At 59.3% G+C, this 26,515-nt stretch carries 39 protein-coding genes and 1 tRNA gene; 6 read left to right on the plus strand and 34 right to left on the minus strand.

Annotated features, from left to right (window positions below; translation table 11 throughout):
• Positions 1-3 precede the first annotated feature (3 nt).
• The 9 genes from DDF78_RS08700 to DDF78_RS08740 form a co-directional block, all read right to left on the minus strand.
• Positions 4-360 carry a hypothetical protein gene (locus DDF78_RS08700; RefSeq protein ID WP_152580171.1) on the minus strand — a complete coding sequence of 119 codons (357 nt, stop codon included), beginning with the start codon at positions 358-360 and terminating at the stop codon, positions 4-6.
• On the minus strand, positions 350-766 hold the full coding sequence (locus tag DDF78_RS08705) for a hypothetical protein (RefSeq protein WP_152580172.1): 417 nt from the start codon (positions 764-766) through the stop codon (positions 350-352). The genes DDF78_RS08700 and DDF78_RS08705 overlap by 11 nt, the downstream gene beginning before the upstream one ends.
• On the minus strand, positions 711-1,001 hold the full coding sequence (locus DDF78_RS08710) for a hypothetical protein (RefSeq protein WP_152580173.1): 291 nt from the start codon (positions 999-1,001) through the stop codon (positions 711-713). Before DDF78_RS08710 ends, DDF78_RS08705 begins: the two co-directional genes overlap by 56 nt.
• 15 nt (positions 1,002-1,016) lie before the next feature.
• Positions 1,017-1,940 (minus strand): phage major capsid protein, encoded by a 924-nt coding sequence (locus DDF78_RS08715; protein ID WP_152580174.1) that lies wholly within the window; start codon positions 1,938-1,940, stop codon positions 1,017-1,019.
• Positions 1,941-2,007: 67 nt separating this feature from the next.
• Positions 2,008-2,598: a hypothetical protein gene (locus DDF78_RS08720; RefSeq protein WP_152580175.1), complete on the minus strand. Its 591-nt coding sequence runs from the start codon at positions 2,596-2,598 to the stop codon at positions 2,008-2,010.
• Positions 2,595-3,998: a phage portal protein gene (locus tag DDF78_RS08725; protein WP_162000658.1), complete on the minus strand. Its 1,404-nt coding sequence runs from the start codon at positions 3,996-3,998 to the stop codon at positions 2,595-2,597. The genes DDF78_RS08720 and DDF78_RS08725 overlap by 4 nt, the downstream gene beginning before the upstream one ends.
• Positions 3,995-5,389 carry a terminase large subunit domain-containing protein gene (locus tag DDF78_RS08730; protein WP_152580177.1) on the minus strand — a complete coding sequence of 465 codons (1,395 nt, stop codon included), beginning with the start codon at positions 5,387-5,389 and terminating at the stop codon, positions 3,995-3,997. Before DDF78_RS08730 ends, DDF78_RS08725 begins: the two co-directional genes overlap by 4 nt.
• Positions 5,390-5,441: 52 nt before the next feature.
• Complete coding sequence (locus tag DDF78_RS08735; protein WP_152580178.1) at positions 5,442-5,888, minus strand: hypothetical protein; 447 nt, start codon at positions 5,886-5,888, stop codon at positions 5,442-5,444.
• Between the two features lie 171 nt (positions 5,889-6,059).
• Positions 6,060-6,341 (minus strand): HNH endonuclease, encoded by a 282-nt coding sequence (locus DDF78_RS08740; RefSeq protein ID WP_162000659.1) that lies wholly within the window; start codon positions 6,339-6,341, stop codon positions 6,060-6,062.
• A 230-nt stretch (positions 6,342-6,571) separates the two neighbouring features.
• Here DDF78_RS08740 and DDF78_RS08745 point away from each other — a divergent pair, with 230 nt between their 5' ends.
• Positions 6,572-7,522, plus strand: a complete 951-nt coding sequence (locus DDF78_RS08745; protein ID WP_152580180.1) for a hypothetical protein — start codon at positions 6,572-6,574, stop codon at positions 7,520-7,522.
• 101 nt (positions 7,523-7,623) lie between these two features.
• Here the strand turns inward: DDF78_RS08745 and DDF78_RS08750 are convergent, their stop codons facing one another.
• The 17 genes from DDF78_RS08750 to DDF78_RS08825 form a co-directional block, all read right to left on the minus strand.
• Positions 7,624-8,274 carry a hypothetical protein gene (locus DDF78_RS08750; RefSeq protein ID WP_152580181.1) on the minus strand — a complete coding sequence of 217 codons (651 nt, stop codon included), beginning with the start codon at positions 8,272-8,274 and terminating at the stop codon, positions 7,624-7,626.
• A gap of 98 nt (positions 8,275-8,372) precedes the next feature.
• Entirely contained in the window at positions 8,373-8,534 is a 162-nt protein-coding gene (locus DDF78_RS11750; protein ID WP_154677501.1) for a hypothetical protein, read from the minus strand.
• Positions 8,527-8,763, minus strand: a complete 237-nt coding sequence (locus DDF78_RS08755) for a hypothetical protein (RefSeq protein WP_152580182.1) — start codon at positions 8,761-8,763, stop codon at positions 8,527-8,529. Before DDF78_RS08755 ends, DDF78_RS11750 begins: the two co-directional genes overlap by 8 nt.
• Before the next feature lie 72 nt (positions 8,764-8,835).
• On the minus strand, positions 8,836-9,366 hold the full coding sequence (locus tag DDF78_RS08760) for a hypothetical protein (protein ID WP_152580183.1): 531 nt from the start codon (positions 9,364-9,366) through the stop codon (positions 8,836-8,838).
• Positions 9,363-9,785 carry a hypothetical protein gene (locus DDF78_RS08765; protein ID WP_152580184.1) on the minus strand — a complete coding sequence of 141 codons (423 nt, stop codon included), beginning with the start codon at positions 9,783-9,785 and terminating at the stop codon, positions 9,363-9,365. Before DDF78_RS08765 ends, DDF78_RS08760 begins: the two co-directional genes overlap by 4 nt.
• Positions 9,782-10,126, minus strand: coding sequence for a hypothetical protein (locus tag DDF78_RS08770; RefSeq protein WP_152580185.1), 345 nt, complete (start codon positions 10,124-10,126; stop codon positions 9,782-9,784). The genes DDF78_RS08765 and DDF78_RS08770 overlap by 4 nt, the downstream gene beginning before the upstream one ends.
• Entirely contained in the window at positions 10,123-10,491 is a 369-nt protein-coding gene (locus DDF78_RS08775) for a hypothetical protein (RefSeq protein ID WP_152580186.1), read from the minus strand. Before DDF78_RS08775 ends, DDF78_RS08770 begins: the two co-directional genes overlap by 4 nt.
• On the minus strand, positions 10,488-10,718 hold the full coding sequence (locus DDF78_RS08780) for a hypothetical protein (protein WP_152580187.1): 231 nt from the start codon (positions 10,716-10,718) through the stop codon (positions 10,488-10,490). Before DDF78_RS08780 ends, DDF78_RS08775 begins: the two co-directional genes overlap by 4 nt.
• Positions 10,715-11,680: a helix-turn-helix domain-containing protein gene (locus DDF78_RS08785; RefSeq protein WP_152580188.1), complete on the minus strand. Its 966-nt coding sequence runs from the start codon at positions 11,678-11,680 to the stop codon at positions 10,715-10,717. Before DDF78_RS08785 ends, DDF78_RS08780 begins: the two co-directional genes overlap by 4 nt.
• 51 nt (positions 11,681-11,731) lie before the next feature.
• On the minus strand, positions 11,732-12,196 hold the full coding sequence (locus tag DDF78_RS08790; protein WP_152580189.1) for a single-stranded DNA-binding protein: 465 nt from the start codon (positions 12,194-12,196) through the stop codon (positions 11,732-11,734).
• Positions 12,196-12,549 (minus strand): hypothetical protein, encoded by a 354-nt coding sequence (locus DDF78_RS08795; protein ID WP_152580190.1) that lies wholly within the window; start codon positions 12,547-12,549, stop codon positions 12,196-12,198. Before DDF78_RS08795 ends, DDF78_RS08790 begins: the two co-directional genes overlap by 1 nt.
• Entirely contained in the window at positions 12,546-12,731 is a 186-nt protein-coding gene (locus tag DDF78_RS08800) for a hypothetical protein (protein ID WP_152580191.1), read from the minus strand. Before DDF78_RS08800 ends, DDF78_RS08795 begins: the two co-directional genes overlap by 4 nt.
• On the minus strand, positions 12,718-12,960 hold the full coding sequence (locus DDF78_RS08805; RefSeq protein WP_152580192.1) for a hypothetical protein: 243 nt from the start codon (positions 12,958-12,960) through the stop codon (positions 12,718-12,720). The genes DDF78_RS08800 and DDF78_RS08805 overlap by 14 nt, the downstream gene beginning before the upstream one ends.
• Positions 12,947-13,342, minus strand: coding sequence for a hypothetical protein (locus tag DDF78_RS08810; protein WP_152580193.1), 396 nt, complete (start codon positions 13,340-13,342; stop codon positions 12,947-12,949). The genes DDF78_RS08805 and DDF78_RS08810 overlap by 14 nt, the downstream gene beginning before the upstream one ends.
• Entirely contained in the window at positions 13,339-13,521 is a 183-nt protein-coding gene (locus DDF78_RS08815) for a hypothetical protein (RefSeq protein ID WP_152580194.1), read from the minus strand. Before DDF78_RS08815 ends, DDF78_RS08810 begins: the two co-directional genes overlap by 4 nt.
• Positions 13,518-13,748, minus strand: a complete 231-nt coding sequence (locus tag DDF78_RS08820) for a hypothetical protein (protein WP_152580195.1) — start codon at positions 13,746-13,748, stop codon at positions 13,518-13,520. The genes DDF78_RS08815 and DDF78_RS08820 overlap by 4 nt, the downstream gene beginning before the upstream one ends.
• Positions 13,745-14,023: a hypothetical protein gene (locus tag DDF78_RS08825; RefSeq protein WP_152580196.1), complete on the minus strand. Its 279-nt coding sequence runs from the start codon at positions 14,021-14,023 to the stop codon at positions 13,745-13,747. Before DDF78_RS08825 ends, DDF78_RS08820 begins: the two co-directional genes overlap by 4 nt.
• A gap of 83 nt (positions 14,024-14,106) precedes the next feature.
• Between DDF78_RS08825 and DDF78_RS08830 the strand changes: the two genes are divergently transcribed.
• Together DDF78_RS08830 and DDF78_RS08835 are read left to right on the plus strand one after the other, a co-directional pair.
• On the plus strand, positions 14,107-14,472 hold the full coding sequence (locus DDF78_RS08830) for a hypothetical protein (protein WP_152580197.1): 366 nt from the start codon (positions 14,107-14,109) through the stop codon (positions 14,470-14,472).
• A gap of 11 nt (positions 14,473-14,483) precedes the next feature.
• Entirely contained in the window at positions 14,484-14,891 is a 408-nt protein-coding gene (locus DDF78_RS08835; protein ID WP_237564618.1) for an ImmA/IrrE family metallo-endopeptidase, read from the plus strand.
• Here the strand turns inward: DDF78_RS08835 and DDF78_RS08840 are convergent.
• Positions 14,872-15,144 (minus strand): hypothetical protein, encoded by a 273-nt coding sequence (locus DDF78_RS08840; protein ID WP_152580198.1) that lies wholly within the window; start codon positions 15,142-15,144, stop codon positions 14,872-14,874. The two genes, DDF78_RS08835 and DDF78_RS08840, sit on opposite strands and share 20 nt — an antisense overlap.
• Before the next feature lie 29 nt (positions 15,145-15,173).
• Positions 15,174-16,283 (minus strand): type I restriction endonuclease, encoded by a 1,110-nt coding sequence (locus tag DDF78_RS08845; protein ID WP_152580199.1) that lies wholly within the window; start codon positions 16,281-16,283, stop codon positions 15,174-15,176.
• Between the two features lie 162 nt (positions 16,284-16,445).
• Between DDF78_RS08845 and DDF78_RS08850 the strand changes: the two genes are divergently transcribed.
• Complete coding sequence (locus DDF78_RS08850; RefSeq protein WP_152580200.1) at positions 16,446-16,646, plus strand: hypothetical protein; 201 nt, start codon at positions 16,446-16,448, stop codon at positions 16,644-16,646.
• A 19-nt stretch (positions 16,647-16,665) separates the two neighbouring features.
• A complete protein-coding gene (locus DDF78_RS08855) occupies positions 16,666-17,334 on the plus strand; it encodes a hypothetical protein (RefSeq protein WP_152580201.1) in 669 nt (222 codons plus the stop codon).
• Between the two features lie 343 nt (positions 17,335-17,677).
• Here DDF78_RS08855 and DDF78_RS08860 read toward each other — a convergent pair whose 3' ends face one another.
• The 4 genes from DDF78_RS08860 to DDF78_RS08875 form a co-directional block, all read right to left on the minus strand.
• Complete coding sequence (locus DDF78_RS08860; RefSeq protein ID WP_152580202.1) at positions 17,678-19,273, minus strand: exonuclease domain-containing protein; 1,596 nt, start codon at positions 19,271-19,273, stop codon at positions 17,678-17,680.
• A 257-nt stretch (positions 19,274-19,530) separates the two neighbouring features.
• Complete coding sequence (locus DDF78_RS08865; RefSeq protein WP_152580203.1) at positions 19,531-20,487, minus strand: LAPAL motif-containing putative phage structural protein; 957 nt, start codon at positions 20,485-20,487, stop codon at positions 19,531-19,533.
• A 77-nt stretch (positions 20,488-20,564) separates the two neighbouring features.
• The gene (locus tag DDF78_RS08870; protein ID WP_152580204.1) at positions 20,565-21,857 is read right to left on the minus strand and encodes a tyrosine-type recombinase/integrase; all 1,293 of its coding nucleotides are present in this window, start codon (positions 21,855-21,857) and stop codon (positions 20,565-20,567) included.
• 191 nt (positions 21,858-22,048) lie between these two features.
• A tRNA-Ala gene (locus DDF78_RS08875) sits at positions 22,049-22,121 on the minus strand.
• 498 nt (positions 22,122-22,619) lie between these two features.
• Between DDF78_RS08875 and DDF78_RS08880 the strand changes: the two genes are divergently transcribed.
• A complete protein-coding gene (locus DDF78_RS08880; RefSeq protein WP_152580205.1) occupies positions 22,620-23,588 on the plus strand; it encodes a putative endonuclease domain-containing protein in 969 nt (322 codons plus the stop codon).
• A 274-nt stretch (positions 23,589-23,862) separates the two neighbouring features.
• Here DDF78_RS08880 and DDF78_RS08885 read toward each other — a convergent pair whose 3' ends face one another.
• Together DDF78_RS08885 and DDF78_RS08890 are read right to left on the minus strand one after the other, a co-directional pair.
• Complete coding sequence (locus tag DDF78_RS08885; RefSeq protein WP_152580206.1) at positions 23,863-24,549, minus strand: DedA family protein; 687 nt, start codon at positions 24,547-24,549, stop codon at positions 23,863-23,865.
• A 129-nt stretch (positions 24,550-24,678) separates the two neighbouring features.
• Positions 24,679-26,481 (minus strand): dolichyl-phosphate-mannose--protein mannosyltransferase, encoded by a 1,803-nt coding sequence (locus tag DDF78_RS08890; RefSeq protein ID WP_152580207.1) that lies wholly within the window; start codon positions 26,479-26,481, stop codon positions 24,679-24,681.
• Positions 26,482-26,515: the final 34 nt, after the last annotated feature.

Genomic DNA, 26,515 nt, shown 5'->3' on the forward strand with positions numbered 1-26,515 from the left:
GGATCATCCCTTCCATTCGGTGAGTTGGATCTCTAGCGTCGGCTGCCAGCCGGTGAACGGGTTCGTGTCGCGGCTGGGCATGCCCGTCACCGTCCAGAGCCGTCCGTCGTCGGGCTGGGGGCGGATGCGGTCGCCGAGCCGCACGTCGCAGTCCGGGTCGGTGACGGTCAGGTAGGCGTTGCTGGCGGTTTCCTCGCGTAGCCCGTTGGGGCTGCGCCGGCTCGACGAGCTCGACAGCGATCCGTGGATCTCGAGCTCGTCGGCGGCGGCCCAGTCGCGTGACCGTTGTTTCGGGTTGTACGCGTCCGTGGTCTCCCCGGCGCGGATCCTGACGAACCGGGTGTCGTGGTCAAAATCCATTGGATCCCTCCGGCATGCATGTGAACCGGTTCCCGTACCGGACGTCGTCCGGCACGGGGGTTCGGATGGTTCGGATGCCGCCCGTTCCGGAGAACGAGTCGAGTTGGGCGAGTTCCGTGGGGCTGAACCAGGCGAGCAGGATCGTCGTGTAGGTGACGGACGCGCCGTTGACGCTTTGGGCGGCGACCGTGCTGTTGGGCCGGTCGATCCTGCGTTGGATCGCGTCGGCCGCGGCCGACGCGAACACGGGCTCGTTGCCCTCGTCGCCGGCGGTGATCGCATGGCCGTACCGTTTGGTGAGCAGCAGTGCGACCACCGGTGCCCAGGCGCTGACGAGCCGTTGCTTGGCGTCAGGCAGCGGGTTGGGCAGCAGGAACGGCTGGAGCTTCTCCGCTGTCAGCTGCATCCGTGTCCTCCTTAGGTGCGAGCGCGGCGGCGATGGCGTCGAGCTTGTCCTGCTTGATCTTCGCGTCCGACAGATCGATGCCGTTCTCCTCGGCCCAGGAGTCGATGCGGGCGATCGACCATTGCGTGGACGGCAGCTCCACCGGCTCCGTGTAAGGCCGCCAGCCGTGCGCGAAGTAGAAGGTGGCGTCGGCCACGTCGATGACGCGGCCGGAATCATGGGTGAGTTTCGTCATATCGGTCTCCTTCGGTCAGGCCTTGGGCGTCACCGCGGCGACGGGCTTGGAAATCTTCCCGTTGGCGGCCATGGTGTTGCCGAGCACATACGCGTACCGGGCCTTGAAACGGAACGCCACCCGGTCCGTCTCCGCCAGGCTCACGCCGTTGACGGTCGCCTGGTCGAGGAACTTCACGGTGATGTCCTGGCGTATCCCGATCTTCACGCGGCCGGCGTCCGCGATGAGGGCGAGCGCCTTGGCGTTGTCCCAGCTGCCGTTCCGGGCGAATGCGGCGTCGAGCCCGGCGATGTTGTCGGAGACGGTGCCGTTGTTGGGCAGCGCCTGGTAGATGGAGGTGCCGTCGGCGGCGCGGAGGTTGGCGAGCTTGTAGCGTAGGCTTCCCGCGGAGATGATGGCGGTGGGGTCGGCTCCGGAGTCGTCGACCGCGGAGGCCGCCTGGTAGATGCTGCCGGCGAGATCGTCGGCTCCTGCGGTCGCGGCCGCCTGGAAGAGGCTTCCGGCGGATGTGGCCGCGGTGAACAGGTCCTCGGATACCCAGGTGGCGGGCTTGTCGACGCCGAAGAACACCGCCTGGTCGAGTTTCTTGCCGATGGCGGTGCCGCCGAGCTTGGTGATGTCGGTGAGCAGGTCCTCGGTGGCGTCCTCGAGCACGTCCTCGTGGATGGGCACGATGACGGCGATTTCCTCGACCGCGAACTGCTTGTTGGCCCAGGTGGCCTTGCCGGTGGGTTTGACGCCGGTCGCGTCGGCGGCCTCCGACACCCACTTCGCCTCCGGCAGGGATGCGAGGACGGGAGCGTTGGTGACCTTGGTGCCGAGCGGTGTGGTGCCGAACGCCTTGATGGCTGCCGACTGTTCGTCGACCGCTCCGAGCAGGACGTTGCTGTATTCCTCCTGGATAAGGGCGGCCACGTCCTCACGGGTGATTTCTGCCATGATGATGGCTCCTAACTGTGTGCTGTGCCGTCATAGGACGGCGGATTGTGCTTGTTGGTTTCCGGCTTCATCGCGGGTGGATGGACGCGCCGAGCTGTCGGAGCGCCGCCGCCGCTTTCCCCTTGCCGTCATGGGTGTCTGAGATTCGTATCCCCGCGGGCAGTCTCGGACCGCCTTTGGGAATGGTCTGCTGGTTCTTGAGCAGGTATGGTTTCGCCTTGGCGAGCGCGTCGAGTTTCTTGCCGATGGCGTCCGTGTCAGGTTCGCCGTCCTTGATGGGCGGTTTGTCGACGAAGGCGGCGAGCGCGTCGGCCGGGTCGTGGAAGCCTTTCGACTGCGCCTGGAGGCGGATTTCGGCGTCGGCGATCTTGCGGTCGTATCTGCCGGCGGTCTCCTTGGCGGATTCCTCGCGGGCCGCCTGCACGGCCTGTTCCTGTTCGGTGAGCTGCGACTGCTTCCATTTGTCCATTTCAGATTTCTGGGCCTTCAGCTCGTCGTAGTCGGCGAATTTCCGGCGTTCCCGTGACAGGCGGTTCTCGATGATCTGGTCGAGTTCCTCCTGGGTGGCAGGGGGAGTGTAGCTCCCCGCTTTTCCTTCTTCCGACTGGTTTGGGGACTGGCCGTCCTGTCCGGTCGTCTGTGCTGTCGCTTCGCTCATTGTTCCTCCGTGGATCCGTCGATGTTCCCAGCCGGTGCGGCGGCTGTCTCCGTGGCCTGGACGGCCAAAACCTGTTGGCTCATGTCGTCGTCTCGTTTGGCGGCGCGTGTGGCGTCGAGTACGTCCTGCTTCGTCCATCCGGGGATGAAGGCGAAGAGCAGTTGGTCCGGCGCTCCGACGGTCTTGAGTTTGACGATGGCGTCGACGACCTGGGCGAGCGAGCGGGTGCGTTGGTCGAGCCAGTGGACCTCCACGTTCGTGTCCTGGGCGAGTTCCGTTTTACCCAAGATCGCGGCGGCGGTGCGCATCCAGAGTTCGTACCCTTCGGACAGGCTCGCCTTGCGTTCCTCGAGGTTCCGGAAGTAAGGGCTTTCCTCGGCTTCGATGCCGTCCGCGCTCATGTTGATGACCTTGCTCATGAAGTAGTGCGGCGGGATCTGCAGTATCGCGCTCAGGTCGGCCTTCGCGGATTCGAGGCCCGACACGACGTCGGCTATGTTGGCCGCTTGGAAGCTGCCGAACCTCGCCGTCTCGCCGGCGTCCCCGGATGCGTGGAGGAGGGAGTCGACGGATGGGCGGATGAGGGCGTTGCCGTCTTCGTCCTTGGCGATCTCGCCGCCCGCCATCCATTTCTGCGGGAATGCGCCGTACCGCATTACCATGGAGAGGGTGAACGTGTAATCGACGATGCGCTTCCACGCCTTGATGCCGGGCACGATGGAGGATTCGGGGGAGTCGTCGGAGTCGAGCGTGTTCGACAGCTGGACCACCGGGCAGAATCCCAGCCCGTGCCGCGACACCTCGACGTTCTGCGGCGTCGACGGGGTGCCGGTGAATCTGTACCAGCATTCGCTGTCGAAGAAGAACCAGACGGAGTCCCAATATGCCTTGCCGCGTTTCGCGCTGCGGTACAGCGCCCATTCCGGGTAGTCGTCCCAAGGGTCCGCGAAGTGCGCGAACGTCCTCAGCGCGCTCATGGGACGCATGACCACCGTGCCGTCCGCGCCGGGGAGCGCGAACCCGTAGGATTTGCCGAGCCCCACGACCTCGCGGTTCACCTTGATCTGGCGGCCGTCCATGGCGTTCGCCTGCCAGGCGTCGCGCCACAGCCCGTCGTCCGAGAACCCGTCCACGCACAGGCCTTGGGCGAGCGCGTTACGTGCGTACTGCAGCCATGGTGTGGATGCCTTGCGCAGCAGGTCCTTGTATTCGCCATCGGCACCGTCCGGCATCCAGGTGTGGGTGATGCGGGCGTCGATGTTGCGTTGGATCCATTCGAGCCGTGACCATTCGGCGCGGATGTCGTTCTGTCTGGATGACAGCAGCTGACCGAGCTGGTCCGGCGTCATCGCCGATTCGGGGACGTCGTCCTGCTGCTGCAGGGGCATCGTGTCTGTCATGCGTAGCCTCTCACTATCGGTTTGCTTTTCGGCGGGAGCGCCTCGAACTTGCGCAGTCCCCATGCGGCCCAGGTGACGGCCTGCGCCTGGCTGATCGGTTTGCTGGCGTCCGATGGCTCCCAGGTGAACCCAGCGCGTCCTATCGGCCGGGTGGTGGCGTATTCAAGGGACCGGGACACCTCCTCCTGGCCGCGGTGAACGATCATTCCGTTGTTCGACCCCTCGATGAACCCGGAGTGTGCGGCGGCGATCTCGTCCATGTTCATGGGCAGGTATTTGATGCCCAGGAGCTGGAGGTCCACGAGCACGGGGGAGGCGTTCTTCGGGTCGAGGACGATCAGCGCGTCGTTGAGGCGTTCCTTGAGTTCCTTGAGGTATTGCGCGACCCATACCGTGCCGCGTTCCGTCTTCTCGTGCTCCACGAAGATGGACTGGTCGTCGAACCGGGATGCGGCTGCGATGGTGGCGAATCCGCCGCCGCGCCCCAGTGCGAGCGCGATGACGCAGACGTCTCCGAGTCTTGCGTCGGGTATGGCGTTGTCCCTCCATCGTTTGGTGTCGAGATCGGAGAGGTGCTTGATCTGGTCGGGTCTTCTGTCGGGCCAGACGGAGAGCCGTTCGCGCAGGAACCCGTCCGGGTCGGTGCCGGAGCGTTCGTATTGGTCCTCGATATTGCTCAATGGCATGCGGACGCCAAGCGAGGGATTGGACTTCATCCAGGCTTCACGGTCGCCGGGTTCTATCGTGTCGGCGATGTCGGGGTCCCGGGATCCTTCCGGAGTCCATTCCATCCAGCCGGTGTGCTCGCCCTTGCCGTTCCGACCGCGATCGCGCAGCCCTTCCCAGACCTCCGATTCGTTGACGCCCTCCTCGGGGACGGTGCCGGTGAAGAACACCTGCGGATTGTCTATCTGGGATTGCGTGTAGGAGAGCGCGTTGTTCGCCTGCAGGCTGAGTTCCTGCGCCTCGTCGTTCACCAGGATGTCGGCGGCGAAGCCTCGGCCGGATTTCTTCGTCCGTGCGATGAATCTGATACGGTCGCCCTGCAACTGGCCGGGTCTGCGCCTGAGCAGTATCCCCTCCTTGCCGTTGGCGGTGTAGATGCGCTCCACGCGCGACATGAGACGGGGCACGTTCTCGATGACGCCCTGGAGACGTTCGAACGCGTCGATGGCGGTCTTGACCTCGTGCGCGGAATGCAGGATGGTCTTCCGGTGGTTGTCGTGCCGCGGGAAGAGGAACAGGTGGGTGAGGTCGTAGCCGGTGAGGATCTCCCCCTTCCCGTTCTGCCGTGATACGAGCAGGCCGAACTCGCTCGCCGCCCAGTCGCCGCCGGCATCCGTCTCCATGAGGGCAGAAAGCACGTACTCCTGCCACGGGTCGAGCGTCATGCCGCACAGTCTGCAGAATTTCAGCGCGATGGAGGCTCTGGACCCGGTGTGATCAGGACGTTTCTCGATGCTTGGGCGTTCCGCTCCGTACAACGTCTCTGGATTCGTCGAAGAGCGCATCGAACGGGTCATCCTCCCCGGTTGTATGGTCGGACAGGCTCGCCAGACGGTCCACGACCTCCGCCCTGGTCTTCAGCAGCGTGCCGAGCTTCGACGGATCGTCCTTGAGCCCCTCATGCACCGCCTGGTCGATGAGCGTCAGCGTCTTCTCGAGCTCCAAATGGGCATCGAAGAAGCCTGACGCGCTCATTTCCGGGTGTTCCGGCGCTCTGGCGGGCCTTGGGTCGCGGCTGGCGGGCTTGTCGCCGTGTCTGGAGGGCGAATGCTCCTTGTTGTAGGCCTTGCGTGCGGCCTTGCAGGCCTCGCATGGCTCGGAATGCTCGCGCAGGTGACGCCGGTAGGCGGAATAGGTGCCGTGGGGCGCTTTCTGACGTGCCAAAATGCCTCCGATCTGCGGAATCTGCAATTTGCAGATTGCATGCAAATTGCCGGGAGAGAGAAGCGCCACCTGCCAGGCGGGAAGTGGGCGGGATGCCGGGGTGGGGGTACCCATCCCAGGGTCTGCGAATTCAAAAACGCATGCAAAATGCGGATCATGCGAATTGCAATATCAGGAAGCCACCCATATTTCGGTCTCCTGACTATCGGACTTCAGACTGTTGCACCGCCGGTGCATCGGCTCGAGCTGCTGGCCGTACAACCTACCGCCGTTTGCAAGTGAGTCGGGGTGATCGGCGGTGAAGCTCATCGGATCAGTGGCGGGCAGATTCGTATCGATATGGCCGCCGCACCAGGCGCACGGCAGGTCTTCTCGTTTGGTCCTGCGTCTGAGTACCGCGGCCTGCCGGCGGAATGCGCGAGTACCGTAACCGTCACGATTGCGCTTCGCCATGACGCATGACCTCCGGTGAAGGTGAGGTGGATGAAGTGATGCAATGAGCTGGAAGATTTGCCGGCTTAAAAGCCATCTTGGAAACTTGCACAATATGTTCGCTGCATTGTCTGTAAACATCGTAGGGGATGGACTCTCAGGTAATTACTCTATCCTTGCATCAACCGTTGGCGGGAGTGTTCTTTTTCAACTACGTTTCTTTACCTACCGCGTTGTCTTACTATTAGCTTATGCATGATTGGAAACCCTTGTTGACCAAAGTTGATGATGATCTCGTAGATGGTATTCCTGACTACTTATTGGATAGCCTGATTGATTGGGCAGCTAAGTCTGAGAGAATACTCGGTGTTGATCTAAGTGGATATAGCAATCCGCAAGCTAGACAAAGCTTTGTCCAACGGTTTGATCGTAAGCGTCGTATACGTTCGGGTCTGAGCGACGAATCAACTGAATCCTTTTTTGAAAATAATCTCACTCGACCCGACTCAATTTTGGATTATCTCGATTACTTAGCATTCAACCTTACTCAACTCACTGCGTCCCAACATCATAATATATTCGACGATTCAAACCAGCGGATAGTACCGGCAGCGATTGGAAGACAAACTATTAATGAGAGTTCCGCCGGACTATTACAAGAACTTGATAAGTATCTTGAAGAGGGAGGTTCAAAGTGGCGCGTAGATGTTAATGGTGGCTCGAACTGCTTGGTGCAACGTGTTACTGCTGCAATGGAGGTTGCAGCCGAAAAAGTTATGTCGGAAGGAGATGAAGCGGGGAATCTACTTGCCTTGGCCTGGCATCAGCTCTTCGGTCGTAATCCGAATTCTGCAGTAGCATATTCCACGACTGTGAAAGCGCTCGAGGCGGCCACCAAGAATTCAATCGCTCCGAAAGATGAAAAATATACTCTTGGCAAAGGTCTCAGCAACATGCGAAATCAGCAGTGGCATTATGCAATAGAGGCCGACCTTGGTGAAACCGCCGAATCTCCACGAAATGTAGATGGCGGCGTCATACAGTTAATGATGCGTAGCATTTGGGAAGCGCAGCACGATCGTCATGGTGCTGTGGAAGGAACCAATAGCATTTCGCCAGAAGAGGCCCGTGCGGCAATTTTTCTGGCAGTTCCCGTTATTCAGGCATTTCACGATAAATTAGTGGTCAGACCAACTAGCTGAATTATAAGATAGATGGCAAATATTGTTGGTTTCCATCTATAGAAAGTACCAACACTACTAACCTGCACGTCCACAGTCAGTTTGTCAAATATCGTCCACAGTCACCTGGTGAACACCTGCCACACGTCCCACAGCAGATACACGGGAAGGCCGTCCTGGTCCACGGTCACGGGTGTGATGATGCCGCGGCGCTTCCATTCGCTGACGGTCTTGCGTCGTATGGTCACACCGCAGGGCTTGAGGAAGCGGCACAGCTCCGCCGCGGTGCCCCGCGCCCCGCATGACGCCAGACGTAATACCCTGAGCTGCTGCACGTCGCGCACTTTCAGTGTTGCGCCGCATTTGCATACGGTCCAGCCGCTCTCGACGTCAGCGTCGTCGCACCACACGTCGGCACCGCACTCGGGGCAGGAGCCGATCATGGTCTTCTCGGGCGGGGGAGTGAACTGCCTGACCATCTTGTGTACGGCCTGATGCGCCAGATCCATGATCTGCTCGATGTCCGGTCTGGAGGCGAGTCTCGGCACCTGTCGCATGGCCCCCTTGAGCATCGTCTCCTCGTCGAAGCGCCGATAGGGCAGGCGCAGCGCGACCATGAGCGATGTCGCGTACTTCGTGATGTCCTGCAGCAGCTGCCAGGCACCCACATTCAACGGTATCGGCGCGACGGTCCTCATACCGCCGCCCGACTGCTTGCCAATGACGCGGTACTTCTTGGTGGCGAGGGAACGCAGGATGGGGAGTCCTGTCACAAGGGAATTCAGGTCCGTTGTGAATCGCTCCAGGCAGGTGTCGCAGACGGGTTGGGCGGAAGGTTCATGACAGTGCTGGCAGACGTTCATCTTGGTCCTTAGAAGAAAGCGATAAGAGTGAGTTTGACGATTCCGATGATGATGAGAGCGGTGACGGCGACGCAGATCGTGGTGATGAGCACGTCCGTGGCGATCCTCACCGGTTTCGACTGCTTCTGCTCCGACTTGCCACCGTTCCAGTTGATGGATGGATCATTCATGGTTCCCCTTCCGTGCGCTGCGGCGAGCGCTGTTTTGGTTGGTGTTGGTTGTGGTGGTGAGTGCTTTGGTGTATGCGGTGGTCATGTTGTTGATGGTTTTTTGGATGTTGCCGGCGAAGGTGCCGAGTGCGTCGAGGCAGTGGACGTTGAATGTTGGCGTGTCGGCTATGTGCTTGTAGTGGTGGTCTTGCCATTGGTGTGCGGGTGGTTTGCTGATGTGATTGTTCATTTCAGTGTCTTTCTATGCTGATGAGCAGGATGATCAATCCGATCATGATGACGGTGAACCACGGGACCCAGTTCATCGGCCGGTCTCCTGGCCTTCGTGGTGGAGGTTGGATTGGACCATTTGCCATAGCATCTCGGATGCGTTGCGACGGCGATAGGATTGCGAGCCATACCGGTGACGTCCGCGTGGTTCGTCGCCTCGTGTGAGCAGCGCCGTCCCGGAACGGTTGGGAACGAGCATGGCGTCGATGTTATTAGGCGTGAGCATCTTGAGCCGCAGCTCCTCCGCGAACTCCACGGTCGTGACCAGGAAATTACGGTCACCGTAGAACGTGAGACCGTGACCGCTCTGGAAGTCCGCGGGCACCTCGACCACTGTGCCATGCAACGGCAGCTCAATGAAATACTGCTGGATGGCGGCCGCCCGCACCTCCGCTTCCGTGGGTTCGGCGGAACGACCGGCGATATACCCCTCGCGACGGCAGACGCTCCGCATAGGGTGGTCCTGAATGATTTCGGCTCGGCCGTCATGACGCTCAATGTGCGCTCTTCCGAAATATCGTGCGCTGGCATACCGTTCCGCTTCTTCAATCGCGATGCTCATTTCGTTTCTTTCTCTGAATCTTTTCTCTGAATCTCTGAATTCACGGATTCGCGCTCCCGACTCTCGGCGACGGCATCAAGCCCAATGGACAGGTCGCAATCCATGAATGATCCCCACTGTCCGGTGTGCTCATAGACGGCTGCCGAGAACGCATCCACATCCCCATCGCTGAGCGTCAGCGCCTCGCGTCGGATACGAGCGTCGCGGGTGACCATGCTTTCGATGGTGTCTCCACACTCATCCCTGACAAGTGCGTGCCACGAACAATCATCCATCTCGATGTCGGACCATGACACGTCAGCAGACTCCGATTCACGGTGGTGAGAGATGAACAATGGTTTGCCAGTGCTTGTGGCAATGAGAAAGGAACCATATTCCTTTGGTTCCGGCATTCCTGGTGTGATCGTCTGTGCGGTCATGATTCCTCCGTTTTCGTGAACGCGGCACGAAGGTCGGACAGCATCACGATCTCGCGTGACTTCAGCGGCTTCGACAGCATCGTTTCCATGGCCAGTCCGGCGTCCAGCGTCTTCTGCGCCAGGGAGGCCGTGTCATACAGCACCTCGGTGATCGGATCGATGTTGCCATACCTGTCCACGTATGTTTTCTTCGAAGCGGTCAGCATCATCTTCCTGACGGCGGCAAGATACTTCGCACTCGCCTTCAACACCGCCTGCGCGCTCGGCAGCAGCGTCACCAGCATGTCCGGCGTCACCTCATCGGGTATCAGCGCATCCTGTATTGGTTTGTGTTCACTCATTTCCTGTTCTCCCCCATTTCGTATGGTGTCCAATTGCCTGCATCATCGATCAGCACCCAGCCATGCAGGGCCGTCAGCATGGGTACCTCGGTCGGCAGCACATCGGAAGTGCCCCGCACCAGCCAGCCCATTTTGTACGATTCGGCGGGATGCTCGTGAATGTACCCATGACACCCCGTGGAACCGGACCCGCACACGTCGATCACGTTGCCCGGCAAATGCAGACCAGAAAACGGATGCGAGCGCATCCTGCGATGATGACGGCTGAACGTGAGCACGCTGTACAGGCTTCTGCCGCAGCGTACGCAGCAGCACTCGTCACGTGCGTCCACCAGGTCGCAGGTCTTCCTTGTCGGCTGGCTCATCGTTTGCCTCCGATGGTGATGCCGGCGAACAGCTGTTCGTTCAGGTGCATCGCATGGTCGGGCGTCATGTACAGGATGACGGCCAGGCCGTCCAGATCCTTGAGCACCGTGCGCGCGGTCATGCCGAGCGTGCCCCGCAACGTCGCGCCATGCCTGGTCGTCGCGGCGAACGCTCGCCCATCGAGATGCTCCGGGCTCATGTGACGCCAGTCGGTCATGGTCATCATGCCGCCTCCCACTCGTCCGAAGCGCGCAGACCGAGATCGGCGAGCGCCTGCGTCTCGGTTTGGCCGTCGTTGAGTCTGCGTGCGAGGTGGCAGGCGAGTTCGTCGGGTTGGGCTTCGTCGGCGTCTCGGCGCAGGAGCTTGTTGACATGGTCGCACTGCCAGGTATGGGTGTGCATGGCATGGGGCTGTTCGATGGCGAGGCCTGTGGGTTGCATGGGTTTCTCGTTGTGCAGCCAGAGCAGGAACCTGGAATCCCAGTTGCGGCAGCGGCGGTCGTCCGTCGCGGCCCAGAGGCGGAACTTCTCCACGGCGGCCTTGAGATCGATGCCGTGTTCGGCGGCGAATATCCTGGCGGGCACGTTCGGCTTCCAGTCCTCGGGAAGTTCGCGTCGTGGCAGCTTCGAATCCTGGGTGGTGGGCCCCTTGGGGGCTACAGGGGTATTAGTATTTTCTTTTTTAGTATTGGGTGTCACCGGTGTCACCCCGTGAAGCACCATTCTGTCACCCCGTGGATTAGACGGGGTGACATCCATGTCACGTCGTTCATCGTCACGGGGTGACACGCATGACACCCCGTTCACAGGGTCACGGGGTGACATGGCTGACACCCCGTTCGGGGAATCAAAGTCACGGGGTGACACGGGTGTCACGTCGTCGCTTTCCACCCGGTCGAGGATGCGACGCTCCGACGCCGAATCCAACCCGGATTCGCCCGTCCGACGCATGCACAGGTCCCACACGGTGGGACGCCGGTCCGCACGCAGATGGCCCACGATGCGCTGGTCACCCCTGCGGATCACCCCCGAACGCTCCAACACTCCCAGCTTGCGCAGCACTGTCCTACGGCTCTTCCTCACCAGCACGCTCAGCGTGTCCACCGACGGCCACGCCCCGCAGCCCCGCGGATCCGCATACTCCGCGAGCGCCATGAGGATGGTGCGGCTGGTGCTGTCTCCTCCCACTGGTGCCTCCCTGAGGGCCCAGCTTGATGCCTGATAGCTCATGATGGTCTCCTAGAATTCCGGTTCGAAAGCCTGTTCGGCTTCGTCCTGGCTGAATGGGTCCGTTGGCACGCCGGGAATAGGCTCCTGGCGTGGCTTGAAGCCCCGGGATTGGGTTTGCCGGGTCACGGTCGTGGTGGCGTGACGTAGCGAGGGGCCGATGTCGTCGACGGTGAGTTCCGTCACGCTTCTCGTCTGCCCGTCCGATGTCTGGTACGAGCGTTGGGAGAGTCGTCCGCGGGCGATGACGCGCATGCCCTTCGCCAGGCTCGCGCCGACATGGTCGGCGAGGTCGCGCCACGCGGAGCAGCGCATGAACAGCGTCTGCCCGTCAATCCACTTCCCCGATTGCTTGTCATAGGTGCGGGGAGTGGATGCGATCGTGAAGTTCGCGACGGTCGTGCCGTTGCCGATCGTGCGCGTCTCCGGATCCGCGGTCAGGTTCCCCTCGATGGTGATCAATGTCTCGTCGCTCATCACATGCGTCCCTTCTCGGAAAGTTTCGATACCAGGCGGATGATCTCCCCGCCGTCGTTCGTGTGCACGGCATGGGTGATCAGGCCGATGGGGTAGTCGCTCAACGGCTCGCCCTCCAACGCGTCCAGCACTGGCTGAGCGCACTGTGCGCAGTAGTTGCCCATCCGTTTCGTGAACCGCACGCCGGAGGTGTGGAGCTCGTTCAGACGAGTCCACGCATGCGAGTCCATCACCGACAATGCCGCGGCCTTCACCGCCCTGCGGCCATGGAGTTTGAACTCCTGACGGTCCGACTCGCTGAACCCGCCGAGCGGACTGTGGTCCGTGACCTTCGGGTCGATCCTCATGATCATGATTCCTCCCTTGTCTTCGCATGCGTCTCATTGGGTGATTCCGCCTTCGGATGGAGCCTGGACCAGGCATGGTCCATCAGCGTGTGGCAGGCGTCAAGCAGTCTCGGCGACTGGGCCACGTGTTCATCGCCGAGCAGACGCATCACCCAGCGGACGATCATCCTGTAGTCACCCGCGTCCATCACGCGCCTCGCTCTTGCGCACCCACTGGCAGCGGGCCGTCAGCACACCGCCATCCCGGTCCACGGTCACATCACCGGGCATGGGGATCAGCACGACGAGAGGCCACTCACGACGCGAGTTGATCTCGCTGATCGTCGCCAGCAGCTCCTCGAACAACTCCGGGAACGCCATACGCCTGCCCTCCGGGGTCAACGGCCAACGGAAATCGAATGATTCAAGCTTCCTCATGGTCCAGCTCCTTCGCCTCGCTCACACCCATCGCGGTGAGCCCGTAACGCGCGCAGCGACCATTCGCCTCCGTCAAGCCGTCCCGATCCACGACCATCACGAAACCCGACCTGCACAACTCGTTCAGGCGCGTACGGATCGTGCTCTCGCCCAACGGGCGGGCCGAAGGATGCTCGCGATGCTGGATGCGCTGCGCCGCCCGGTGCACGCGCCACGCCTCGACCGGTGCCGCGTTGTGCCGGCGCAGCTCGCGCAACGCCAGCAACGTCAGCCGCTGCTTGCCCCGCACATCCACCGACACGGCTGCCAGGACGCTCGTCACGGGATCCGCGGACCGCACCGGGGCGAGCAGATCATCGATCGTCGGCTGCATCACGCTCATGACTCCTCCTCGATACGCGACACCACCATGAGCGGCAACAGCACCACCACCAGGAACGCGACCACATGCACCAGGGGATTAGTGCAGGCGTCCGGCACCGAAATACGTACGAACGCCACCAGCCATACGACGGCCAGGAGAACCAGAACGATTCGACGCAGCAGATAACGCCCACTCATCGGATGTACCCCGCACTCCTGCGACGCGGCTTCGACCTGACCTCAGCCAGACGTTCATCAAGATGGTTGATGTCGTCCACGGAAACCTTGTACGAGCGAGCCGGTTGACAGATCCTCAGCACCTGGTCCCGGCCCAACTTCAGAATCGTGCGACGATCCATATCAAGAAGCTTCTCCGCTTCCGCAAGACCCACCCACTTCGGCAGGTACTCAACAGTGTCACTCATGATCTCTGCTCCTCTGCGAATGCCGGGTTGTTGTCGGCGGATTCGGAACGTTTTTCTGCATCCTGGAGTATTTCGTGCGGTATCGCTCCGACGGTTTGGGCGATTCGAATGAACTCGGTGAGTTTCATATCCCCGCGTTTGAATTTGGAGTTGATGGTCTGGCGGGCGGTGTGAAGTTTGTCTGCGATGACGCCTTGCGATATCTCCGAAGCTCTGGATTGTCTTCGAAGATTGTCAACCGCGAGCGCAGCGATTGTGGTTGAATTTGCGGTCATACTGTTAGTGTATGAATTCGCGGACAGAGTGTCAAACGGCTTTGCCCGGCGTGTCGTTAAATTCGGACAATTAGCATTGGGGCATGGCTAGAACACCCCGTATTTGGAGCGATATAGATATTGCGATGGTGAATTACTTCACCGAGTTGCGAGCGCAGGATGGTGATTCATCGTTGCGGTCGTTGGCTGCGAGGAGCGGCCTGAAGCATACCCGGCTGGGGGACCTGTTCAATATGCAGAATGGGACGCCGACACTTCAGGAGTTCATTGACTTGTGTATTCTCTTCGGCGTTGATCCATCTGGCTCCCTGAAGATCATTCTTGATCGGGTCGAGTCTGAACGGCAACGGCTTATCAGTGATGTTGCCGATCATCCCGAGAATTATGATATTGCCGCATTGCATGACTCAAGTAAACGACTGGAACGTGAGGGAGGTGATGGGCGATAGGTACGTCCTATGTGGATTTCCTCACGGAGGCGATGGCGTTGGGGGTGCGGGTCGAAGAACGCCCACTTGGCGATGACCTTTGCGGGTTTTATTACGACGCTGCGAGAATCGTCATCGTTGACGAGAACATGCTTGATTTCCAGAAACGTTGCACACTCTGTCATGAACTGGCCCATGCGCGATTTCACGACGTAGGGTGTGGGGGAGTGGCGGGAAGCAAGGCCGAACGCAGAGCACGGAGGCAAGCGGCACTAAGGCTCATTGACCAGACCGAATACGCGAGCGCTGAGAATCTCTATGACGGTGACAGCTATCTCATGGCGTGTGAGCTCGATGTCACGGTCCAGGTGATTGAGGATTACCGTGGTTGGCTGCGGGATCGTCCGCAGCCAACAGGTCCTATGCCTTGTGTGAGTTGATGATTCCCAGAGCTTGCTGGGCCTGGTCCTTCTTCTTGAATTGCAGGATGATGTTGGTCTTGACACCGGTCCTGGTGAAGAAGAGCTGTTTTCTCCGGACCTCGGCACTGGTGATATCACTGTAATAGACGATATCCACACGTTTCACCCCACCGAAGAAACCATGTTTGTCGATTTCGATTCGATTGTCATAGAGACGGAATTCACCGCCGTCGAACAAGACTCCTGCGGTGCTTGTCAAGCGTTCTGCCATCGGGTGCTCCTCTGTGTAAATAGTATTTACTATTCTTGTTCTGCTTCGGTGAGACGTTTGACCTGTTCGCGGATCTGCTCCGAGTACTGGTAGATGCCGTTGAGCTCGTCGATGGGAAGCCGCGTGCACTGTCGGTTCTCGTCGAACACGCCTATATACTTCTGTTTCGTGTTGAAGAACATCCGGACTATCGGTTTCCGATTGTTGTCGTCCAACAGCACTGCGCAATAGGACTTCGCATCCCTGATGGCGATCCGCCCCGGCTCGACCTCGCTGCAGGCGATGGCCTTGACGATGCGGTAGCCGGCGATCTCCTCGTCGGTCGTCCGAATGTCCGCATCATCGGGTGTCGAGTCATCCCCGTCGATCGTGTCGGCCTCGGGATCATCCGCGCCGGCCGGAATGGAACCGACCTTCACGTCGTCCGCGCTCAACGCCGTCTTCAACCGGTCGTTGACCTGATCCGCCAGATAACGCTTCACCGCCTTCTCCACCAGCGGCCTGAACTTGTCCATCACGGTATGGCGGAACTGGCCATCGTACACATGACCAGCCATCAGCCTCACGAAGTCGTCGCTGGGCTCCCTGAACTCCTCGCCCAGGGCGCGCCTCAAAGCGCCCACGTATTTGAGTTCCTCAGCGCTGTTGGCAATGGAATCGACATCGAACGCGGGCTTTGTGAGCTTCTTCAGCTCGGGCAGCACGGTGTCATCGATATCCAGGAGATCGAGAACAAGGAAGGGTTTCGAGTCCATCCGGTTGGGCTCGTCGATGTCCATGTAGAAGTTCCACACCTGGCCGTTCGTCAGCACGCCGATGCGGGCGTCGGTGACGGCGAAGTAGCGGTAGAGCTGACTGGCGTTCTCCAACGACAGGGGAGTACCGACCTTCTTGCACTCGATGAGGATCTGCACCTGGCCGTCGCGCACGAGTGCGTAGTCGATCTTCTCGCCCTTCTTGAGCCCGACATCAGCCGTGAACTCCGGGATAACCTCGTTCGGATTGAACACGTCATACCCCAGCACCCTGCCGATGAACGGCATGATGAACGCGTTCTTCGTGGCCTCCTCGGTCTCTATCGATGGCTTGAGCTCCTTCACCTTCGCCGCAATCTGTCCGACGCTCTCCTCAAACTCCATACGAGTCCCCTTATTTGTAAGGAATACATGACAATGTGAATGTTACCAGCAGTTTTATTTCTTCATCGCGTTAACTCGCCGACACGTGGTATTCGCTGTTTTCAGACAGTATTATGCTGTTTCTCTGGGTAGTCACGGATGACGCCCGGGAAAAGGGGAATCATGAAATTCGGCATGCGCACGCCAAGCCTGAAACGCTCCATCAGCGCCCGAACCACGGGCAGAGCCAAGAGGGCGATCAAGAAGGCCATCATCCCAGGCTATGGGAGGAAAGGCGTCGGCTGGGTCACGAACCCGAAGAAAGCCATATACAACAAGGTATACAGGAAGACCACGTTCAGTTTCTGGGACCTGTTCAAGTAACCACGACCGGGGATAGACAATGAAGAAGACCGCCGCCATACTCGTAGCCGCCCTACTGACCATCAGCGTCTCGGCATGCTCACCATCATCTGTGCAGAACGAAGCCTCCGCCTCGGCATCCGCTTCGGTCGCGGCCTCCAAGGCCGCCGAGGCGAGGAAGACCCGCGAGGCCGAGGAGAAGGCTCGGAAGGAAGCCGCCGAAAAACTCGACACGGCGAAATCCACGCTGAACGACAAAGTATCCCAGGCCCGCGCCTTGCTGGATTCCTCGAACGACAACGTGGCCGACCCGCAGACCCGCGTCGCATTGAGCGATGCCATCAATGCGGACACCTCTCTGGAATCAATGGATCCGGAAGCGTACACCCAGGCCATCCAACCGTTGCAATCCGCCATGGACGGGGTCAACGCCAGCGTCGACAGGAAGAAGCAGAATGACACGGCCGCCGCCCAGGCTGCTGCGGACGCGGCGGCCAAGGCCAAAGCGGATGCGGATGCGGCGGCCTGGCAGGCACAACAACAAGCTCAGACGCAGAGCCAACAGGCGCAACCCCAAACGCAGAGCCAGGGGACCGCCCATGGCGGCGCGTTCTGCTCATCCGAAGGAGCCCAGGCGCAATCCGACCGCAGCAGCAACATCCTCACATGCAGAGTCGCGGCTGACGGCCGTCTGCGTTGGAAACTGTGATGTTCAGCGCGTGAATATCGAAGCGCCGAAGAAAAGCCCCGCCAAAGTTGGGGGATAGGCGGGGCAGGAGACGAGAATCCTCAGACTCAATCGTCTCCCGGTAAACACTACACGCTGATCGGCCGAATCGACATGTTGGTGGAGCTGAATCAGCGTTATGCATCAGGGAAACTGACGTTTGGTGAGTACACGCGTCAGAAAAGAACACTACTGGACGGCTGAGGCGTTCAATGATTATAGGCAGTCGACCTATGCACAACTGCCCACCACCTGATCTTCAGCCGCTACTCTTTCCCCTGTTTTAGTGAGGTGTTTGGCCTGCTCCAAATATAGATAGGTACCATTAGGAATTCATCTCTCTCATATCAGATCTCATGATTCCATCCCTCAGGATTTCGTAGCATTGAGCCGTTTGCGCGGCATCAGACTCGGCCCTATGTTCCTCTTTTTGCGCAATACCGAATCGCTGTATAAGATCCACCAGACGATGATTCGTCTCCTCTGGCGAGAGAACCTTGCTGAGTGACAAAGTGTCTATCATCTTGTTGTCCGGTGGAATGATTCTGAGACGAATCGAATTTGCCTTGATGAACTCATAGTCGAAGGCGATGATATTATGCCCCACAAGAATATCGTCTCCGATGAATTCCAGAAACTCGGGCAATACCGTTTCAATATCTCGTGCGCTCTGGAGATCCTCGTCGGCGATCCCCGTTAATCGAATTATTTCGTGATCCAGTACGCGGTGTGGGTTTACGAGTTGGCTGAAGCTTCCCGCCTCCTCACCGCCGCGCATTTTGACCGCACCGAGTTCGATGATGCAATCATTGTCCTCCGAAAAGCCGGTGGTCTCAATGTCGATCGAGGTGTAGTCACGGGTAACCAGAGATTCCGGAGCGCGCAGGAGGGCCTCTTTCGTCTGCAGCTCTGCACATTGCATTCTCAGCTGGTTTATCTGCTCGTGTCTCCTGAAAAGTCTCTTCTGAAGCCTGGCCGGTGTCTCACTGCGGGTACCGTATGGATCGTTCGACTGGAGGGCTCTTACCTTCTGTCGGGCCTTCCTCAGATACCCCTTCGACAGGGTTTCAAGCGCGCTTAGTGTTGAATCCACTAGATGATTTCTTGGATCGCGCGCATTCTTGTCCCCGAAGTATTCGTCTCGTCTGAGATTAAGACGATCTATGAAATGCTGTACTTCGTCGCATGCGTGACTCAGGATATGGGCACCATCCACGATATTGAGATGGCACACAAGAACCGCAGCGTAATTATTCACGACCAGTTTGTTCAAGGACTGTTGGAACGCGTTGGCACGTTGCCCGCGAGCGCGTGGGCGTTTGTCGCACATACGCATTGCGGCGTTAGTGACCTCGGCGTCCGCCCTGTGTTCCTCGTGCTTTGTGGGCGCTAAACGGTTCATGTCGGTGAGGAGGCAATTGCCGTGTGATACGGCATTTCGCATTTTCCGTACGATGAACAGCAGGCTCTTCATCGGAGGTTTTTGGTTTTTCAGGTCGAAGTAGGTGTTGTAGAGCTTGATCTGGTCGTAGAAGCCGAGAAGCTCCCATAGTTGCCAAGGTGCGTAATTGCCATGGCAACTATCTCTGAGTTCGTTCGTATATGGGTTGTCGTGCAGTTCTGGCTGTTCGCCCGCCCAACATCTGCGTACGCATTTCTCTCCGATGTCGGGGTCGTGGTCATCCATCAGTAGGTTGTTGAATCGTAGCTTTATGGAGTGTTCGATGTTTGAGCACAGGGACCAGACCAGCCTGCTGAGCGCGAAGTCGATGAGGGAGAGCTCGACGAGATCCCCGAAATCCAGGTCTTTGTATTTGTATCCGGTTTCGGAATCGATTTTCTCGTAGTTGTGATCATAGGATTTGATCTTAAAAAAATATGAGTTCTTGGAGAGAAAGACCCTTGCCTTTCCCTCCGTCATGTAATTGAAAGTCACGCCTCGTCTGTGGAGCGCGGCGATTTGCCCATCCAATGTGGCACGTTGCTTCACTTTTGCACCCCCGCGCAATACATAAAAATAAGGTGAGTACGAATAAATCCGTACTCACCCCGAAACGCTCCAGCGCACCAGAGCGTGTCTACGTTGTAATGACAACACTACCGATATGTGGGTTAATGGTCAAGTGTGCGTGTCTCGACGTTACGTCTCCTGGGGAACGGCAGGTGCAGGAGGGGATTTCATTCGTGGAATTCGAACTCTCCCTGCTCGGTCTCCTCGACTGGTATGTGCTTCCTTACCTTGGTTATTGTATGCCGTGACTTTAGCTTGCCGTCCTTGCCGATCGATGAAACGGTATGGAGCATGACGACGAAGATGTCCTTCTTGCCGATTCGCTTCCCATTCTCAATCGACTGCAGGAACTCCTCATCTTCGATGTCCACGGTGTATTTGGTCTCGCCGCCGACCGTCACATGCCATTTCTTGCCGGGTTCGAAGTGCGCGTCCAGGGGTTGGACGGTGAGTTCCGTGTCGGTCTGCCTGACGATGTTCTCCTCCGGAGTCCAGTCGGCCATCGTCCGGGCGGTCCTCTGATCGACATTGATGAGTTCGCCGGCACCGGCGAGCTCGGCACCATCGACGCCGTCTTGGCCCGATGGACCCGCGAGCGCCTTGCCGGTGCTATTGACGAATCTCCTATTGTTGGCGATTCTTATCGATGTCCTGAAGTAGGTGACGGTTTGGCCGTCTGGGTATTTCACGGTCACTTTCTCGTCGGTGAAGGTGGTTCCGTCGTCTTCGGCGGGTTCCTTCTTCTCGATGGTGCCTTCGCCTTGTTTGAATCTGTTCGAGACGAATTTGAAGGCTCCGATCAGGATGGTGAGGAATCCCACGCCGCCAATGGCTGTCAGATATGCAAGACCTTGGCCTGGGGCCGTGGTGGAGAATTGGCCGACCGCCTGCAGGAACATCATCAGATCAAAGGATCCGACCTCGGTGGCCTCAACGCGAAGTTCGATTTCCGAATCGGGTGATACCTCTGATTTCGCCGCTTCTATGGCGTCTGCCAAGTCGAGCAGTGCCGGTGCGAGAACTCTGGCATTCAGCGAATGGTTGATTTCGAGTGCCGGACCGTAATAACGCACGGACAGGTCGCCGAGGCGGTGCTCTTTAGTTTCCGTAACGGTTTCGTCCATGTTCAATCTCCTGTTGCTCAAGTTGAATCTTACTCTTGGAACCCATAGATAGCGTGGAGGGCTCGTCGGAGTACCGATTAATGTTTGGATTCCAGAAGTGCCGAGATCTTCAGGCCGAGCGCCTCGTTCGTTTCGTGTAGCCGTTCGATTTCCAGATGGTTCTCCCATATCCGCGAGCGCAGTGTTTCCACGGTGTCGGTGGTTGGTATGAGGTTGCCGATGCGTCGTGCGAGGTCTTGTGATCGTGATTGGACGGTGTGTTGGTATCGCATGGCCATGGTGGGGTCGGCGTGGCCGGCGGCGTCCATGAGCTCGCGGACGGTGGCTCCTTGCTGTGCGAGGAGTGTGAGTGCGGTGTGGCGGAGGTCGTGGAACCTGAGGTCCGGCCGGTTGGCTTGTCGCGCGGCTTTGTTGTACCAGCCTCGGAGCACGTTGGGGTGGATTGGTTTCGTGCGGTCTCGTGGCCCTGGGAACAGCCAGGCGTCCGGGTTGGGGCTGGTTCGTTTGAGGAGCCGTTCGAACATGGGTTTGAGTTGTGGCGGTATCGTCTCGTCGCGCATGCCGTTGGTGGTTTTGGTTTTGCCGACGAGCTTGGTGCCGATAGTTTTTCTGCTAGCGCGTATGTGCAGGGTCAGGTGGTCGAGGTCGACGTTCTTGCGTTGGAACGCGCAGACCTCGCCGATTCTCGGGCCGTTGCAGAATACGGCGATGTAGATCGCCTCCTGGTACCCGTCCGGCATGGCGTTGTGGATGGTTTCCACTTCCTTGACGGTGGCGGGGACCGTCTGGCTTTCCCGCTCCGGCTTCGGCGTTTTGATGTGGCACGGGTTGGCTGTAATGAGCGGGCTTTCGCCGTTGCTGCCGGGACTGCTGGCCGTCCTGAGGACCGCCTTGAGGACCTTGAGGCTGTTGATGCACATGCCCGCCTGCGAGTGGTCAAGCGAATCCCACCACCGTTCCACGTCGTGGCTGGTGATCTCGGACAGCCGCATGCCGCTGAAATGCGGGAGCACGTGGTTCTCGCAGTCCTTGCGCAGCCGATATGCGGTGCCTGGTTCCAAAGGTGCGCCGTCCTTGGTGCGTCTGGATGCCATCCACTGCTCGAAGTATTCGCCGAACGTCAACGTCCCGCGTATCTCGTCGCGTCTGACCTCGACCTCGGGCTCCCAGACCCCCGCCTCGATCCGGAGTTTCGCGTCATGCAGCCAGGACCTCGCCGCGTATTCCTCGTCGCTCTCGAAATTGGCGTACTGTCGGTCCTTGAGACCGGGCCATTTCGCGAACGCCCATACCGGTGTGAGATAGCTTGCCTCGAGCCACGTGCGGTTGCGTGATCGTTTGGTCCTGACCGCGCCGAATCTCCGTGCCACCGTGCCTCCAGACGAGAGATGCGGGGGTGGTTTTTACCACACCTGTTACCACATCAACTGTGCACAATCATGGCATGTCGTGCCGTAAAATGCCAGTACGACCAGAGGGGAAAACCGCGGCGGAATGGCCCAACAAGGGCGGAATACCAACGAAAAAGCCGCCCGGAGCGAATCCGGACGGCTTGTGTTCGTGGAGCTGATGGTAATCGAAACCACGACCTCTTCGATGCGAACGAAGCGCTCTACCAACTGAGCTACAGCCCCATTGCCCTCGCGGGCAACTCTCGATACTGTAGTACAACCTCTGCCCAAGCGCAATTCATGGTGTCACCATGTTGCTGAGCCCTGGAGCAGCATTACGTATTGGCGTAACTCGGACCAGCAAAACCGGTAACGGCGTGTTCGCGGCCTGCTTTTGCGTGTCAGCGTACGTTTTCTAGCACGTTCGGCAGGTCCGTATTGGAAAACGTACGATAACTCCGACTCAGTGTACGTTTTCCAATACGAGGTTGGGGAAGGTGACGGAAAACGTACGGTGAGGAAGCCTGCATCTGCCGCAGCCCCAACACCAAGCTCTCAGGCCTCAGAACGCAGACTGCAGACCTCAGGATTCGTTGTTCGGGCAGATTCTCAGCGCCGCCACATAGTATGCACCGGCAGCAAACCCATGTCCCACAACGCGACACGCCGAACCATCAGGCCTTCGACCACATAGGTCGTTTCCGCTTGCCTGGCATGTGCTCGCGCCTTTAGCGTGAAAACATGAAGATTCACAAGGAAGTCAATGCCTTGATATCGCAGGCCGAAGCCGAGAGGCGTTGCTGCTATGGCAGCAGTGATGCTCAGCGCAGGGCGCTGCACAGACGTGTGCTTTCGAACGAGCTAGCCAGCCCATATCCCAACATGTATGCGCGAAGCGGATATTGGGAAGGACTGAATCCGGAAGAGCGCACCTGTCATCTCGTCGTGGGCCTATCGCAATTGCATCCGCGATGGGTGTTCGCTGGACTGAGCGCCGCTGCTGCCTTGGGATTCGATCATCCGTGGGCCTTGCACGATGACAGGTATGGACTTGTGCACATAGCGACGTCCGGGCCGACGCGGCGTGAGTCACGATTGCAGTATTTTCATGTGCATGATCTGAAAGTCCGCGCGTACGCAGGATTGAGTGTGACGACTCCGGCGCAGACCCTTGTCACTTGCGCGATAGCATATCCATTTATCTATGTGCTGCCCATATTCGACTCTGCGTTGCGAAAAAGAATGACGACGAAGCTGGAGATATTGGAGATATGCGATGCCATGCATATCGATGTCGGCAGCGTGCTGCGACTTTTGCATTATGCCAACGCGCTGAGCGAGAATGGCGGCGAATCGCTGTGCCGTGCCATCATCATCGAATATGGTTTTGCGATGCCGCTATTGCAGGAGACGCTCGTTGACCCATATGGCGGAGGCTGTTATAGGGTCGATTTTCTATGGCGACTGGCTGATGGCCGTGTAATCGTTCTTGAGTTCGACGGGGCCGCGAAGTACGCCGACCCGCAAATGACCCGTGGGCGAGGTGTTGAAAGGGTTGTATTCGAAGAGCGTCGTCGCGAAGACGCGCTGAGACGCGCGGGGGTGACCACGATCATCCGAGTGAACTATTCAGAGGTTGTGCAAGGTTTAGATCTCGTGCGCAAGCTGCAGGATGCGGGGATTCCGCGCATCACTCAAAGGGCGTGGTGAGAAGGAGTTTGACGCGGGGGCCAGGTGCGGGGCCGGTGCCGACGCTGGCACTGGTGCTGACCCTAGTCAGACCCGCACTGCCACTCGCACCGTAGCGTACGTTTTCCGTAACGTTCATCGGGTCCGTATTGGAAAACGTACGATAACTCCTACTCAGTGTACGTTTTCCAATACGAGGTTGGGGAAGGTGACGGAAAACGTACGCTGAGAGGCGGTCATACAGGTGGCGGCTTCGAATGGTGCTGACCCTATTGGCCGAGTCGGCTATTTGCCACTATTTGCCATGCCGCGCGGACTGCTTCTTTGTGCCGAACTTGGCTTTGAGCAGGCCGATGACGGTGGGGAGGATGGAGATGAGCAGGATGGCGACGATGACCAGCTCGAAGTGGTCCTGCACGGCTTTGATGCCGCCGAAGAAGTAGCCGAGCAGGGTGAACAGTGTGGCCCAGGTCAGTCCGCCGAGCATCGAGAACGGCGTGAATCGCGCCCAGCGCATGCCCGAGATGCCCGAGATGAAAGGCATGAACGTTCTGATGAAGGGGAAGAAACGACCGATGAAGACTGCGAGCGGCCCCCATTTTTCGATCATGGCTTCGGTTTTGTCCATCCGCTCGGGTGTGAGCGCCTTGACTTTGCCTGATGCGATAATGCGCCTGCCGAAGAAGTGGCCGATGAAGTAGTTGCACTGGTCACCGACGATTGGCGCGATCCATACAACTGGCAACAGCGCCACGATCGGCAGCGCACCGGGTTTGCCGGTGGCCGCGTCGGGTGCCGCGAAGAATCCGGCTGCGAAGAGTAGCGAATCGCCCGGCAGGAATGGGAAGAAGACCACGCCGGTCTCGATGAACACGATGAGGAAGATGAAGCCCAGCGTCGGTGCCACACCCATCGTGATCCAGCCCGCGATGATGGTGCGGGGGTCCTTCAGCAGCTCGATGAGGAAATGAACGAAGCCCATGAAAATCCTGTCGTATGCGGTCTCAATGCGTGTCCACCTTACACCACAGCGCCGAGCCGTTGCGCGAAAACCCTGTGAACTGTCCGTAGGCGAGGCTGAGGCCCCGCTAAGGGGCCGAAGTAATTAAAGCTAGATCCACGACCGAAGCCACATATGACTCAGCCAGAACTCGTAGGGCACGGGCATCGCGGTCCAGATTGGGTAGAAGAACAGCGATACCAGCGCGATTAGCCCCAGCACGATGCCTACGGTGAGCCGCCAGACGCGCACCGAGACGCGCTGCCGGTACCAGTCGGCCACGTAGCAGATCGCGAGCACGATCCAGGGCAGGATGACGATGGAATAGAAGGTGAAGGTGGTGCGGTGCAGGTACTGCGCCCAAGGCAGCCAGCCGCCGAGGAAGCCGACGAGAACGGCCCATATCTTCCAGTCGCCGCGCCGCCTCACGGCAACGACGATGCCGACGATGACGCAGAGCGATCCCAGCCACCAGATCAGCGAATTGCCTAGCGAGGTCACGGCTGAAACGCATTGCGAATCCGGCGACAGCGAGCATAGGCCCGGGTGGCCGTGCAGCTTGGTCCAGTAGAAGCTCGTCGGGCGAATCTGCAGGGGCCAGGTCAGCGGGTTGGCCTTATACGGGTGCGGCGCGTCCAGCGTGGTGTGGAACTGCCACATCTGCGCATGGTATTGCACGAAGGATTGCAGCACGCTCGGCAGCCAGGTGACGCCTTCACCGGGATTGGCGGCGGCCCAGTCGCGCATGTACGAATCGCGGTGGATGAACCAGCCGAGCCAGCCGGCCAGGTACGTCCCCGCCCACAGCGGCACCATGTATGCGGCGCTTGGCAGGGCGTCTTTGACCAGTCCGGTGCCCAGCCAGCCGCGGTATCCGACCTGATGACGCTCCCACGCATCCCAGGCCACGCTGATGACGGCGAATGCGGCGAACAGGTAGATGCCGGACCATTTCACGCCGGTTGCCAAGCCGAGCAAAATCGCGGCACCCACCCTCCACCACGACAGCGCGATGAACGGTCCGCGCGCGTTGAGTACGAAGGGCTTGCCGTGCCGCGAAGTGTTGGGAATCCATGTGGTGGAACGGGAGCGCGAGTCGAGCACATATTGCTTGTGCAGTTTCTCGCGCGCCCAGTCGCGATGGATGAGCAGCAGACTGAAAGCACCGAGCGCGAACACCATGATGAAGTTGTCGAGCAGCCCGGTGCGGCTCATGACGATGCCGACACCGTCAAGCGACAGCAGCAGCCCGGCAATCAGGGCGATCGGCACGTTGCGGAAAAGCCGCAGCGCTACGCGAATCATCAGAATAATTGCCACGGTGCCGGCCACGGCGACGCTGACGCGCCAGGCAAAGATGTTCGTCGCCCCGCCGAAGAGCTTGAGACCCAATGCAATCAACCATTTGCCTACTGGCGGGTGGACGACGTATTCGGCCGTATCCAGCCAGCCGCCCACATGCCCGGCGGCGAACGCCGTGTCGATGGGCTGCTTGATGCCGTCGATAACCGTGGTTTTCGGCCAGTCGCGTGGCTCGCCGGTCAATAGTGCTGTCCACGCGTCCTTGACGTAGTAGGTCTCGTCGAACACGATTTCGCGCGGGTCTCCGAGTCGCACAAAGCGCAGCAGACCGCCGAATGCCGCCACGAGCAGCGTGAGCAGCCAGGTGATAAGCCGGTTAGGCGTGGGCGTGGGTGTGGGCGGTGTGGACGTGGGTACGGATGTGGACGGTACGGAGCGGGACTTGTCAGTGACGGCTATATGGAAACGCGACGAAGCGGAATCGGAACGCCCTTTAAAATTCGCAAGACTTTGATTCGGCTGCGTCTGGGCCTTGCTCTGGTAGTCCGCAGACGGGTCGGCGGCCGATGATGCCCGGCTGGCTATGCCATTGGCGCGGGTGAATAATGACATGGTTCCCCTTTCTCGGCTCACGCAGCTCAACTCG

Source organism: Bifidobacterium tibiigranuli, assembly GCF_009371885.1.
Lineage (GTDB): Bacteria > Actinomycetota > Actinomycetes > Actinomycetales > Bifidobacteriaceae > Bifidobacterium > Bifidobacterium tibiigranuli.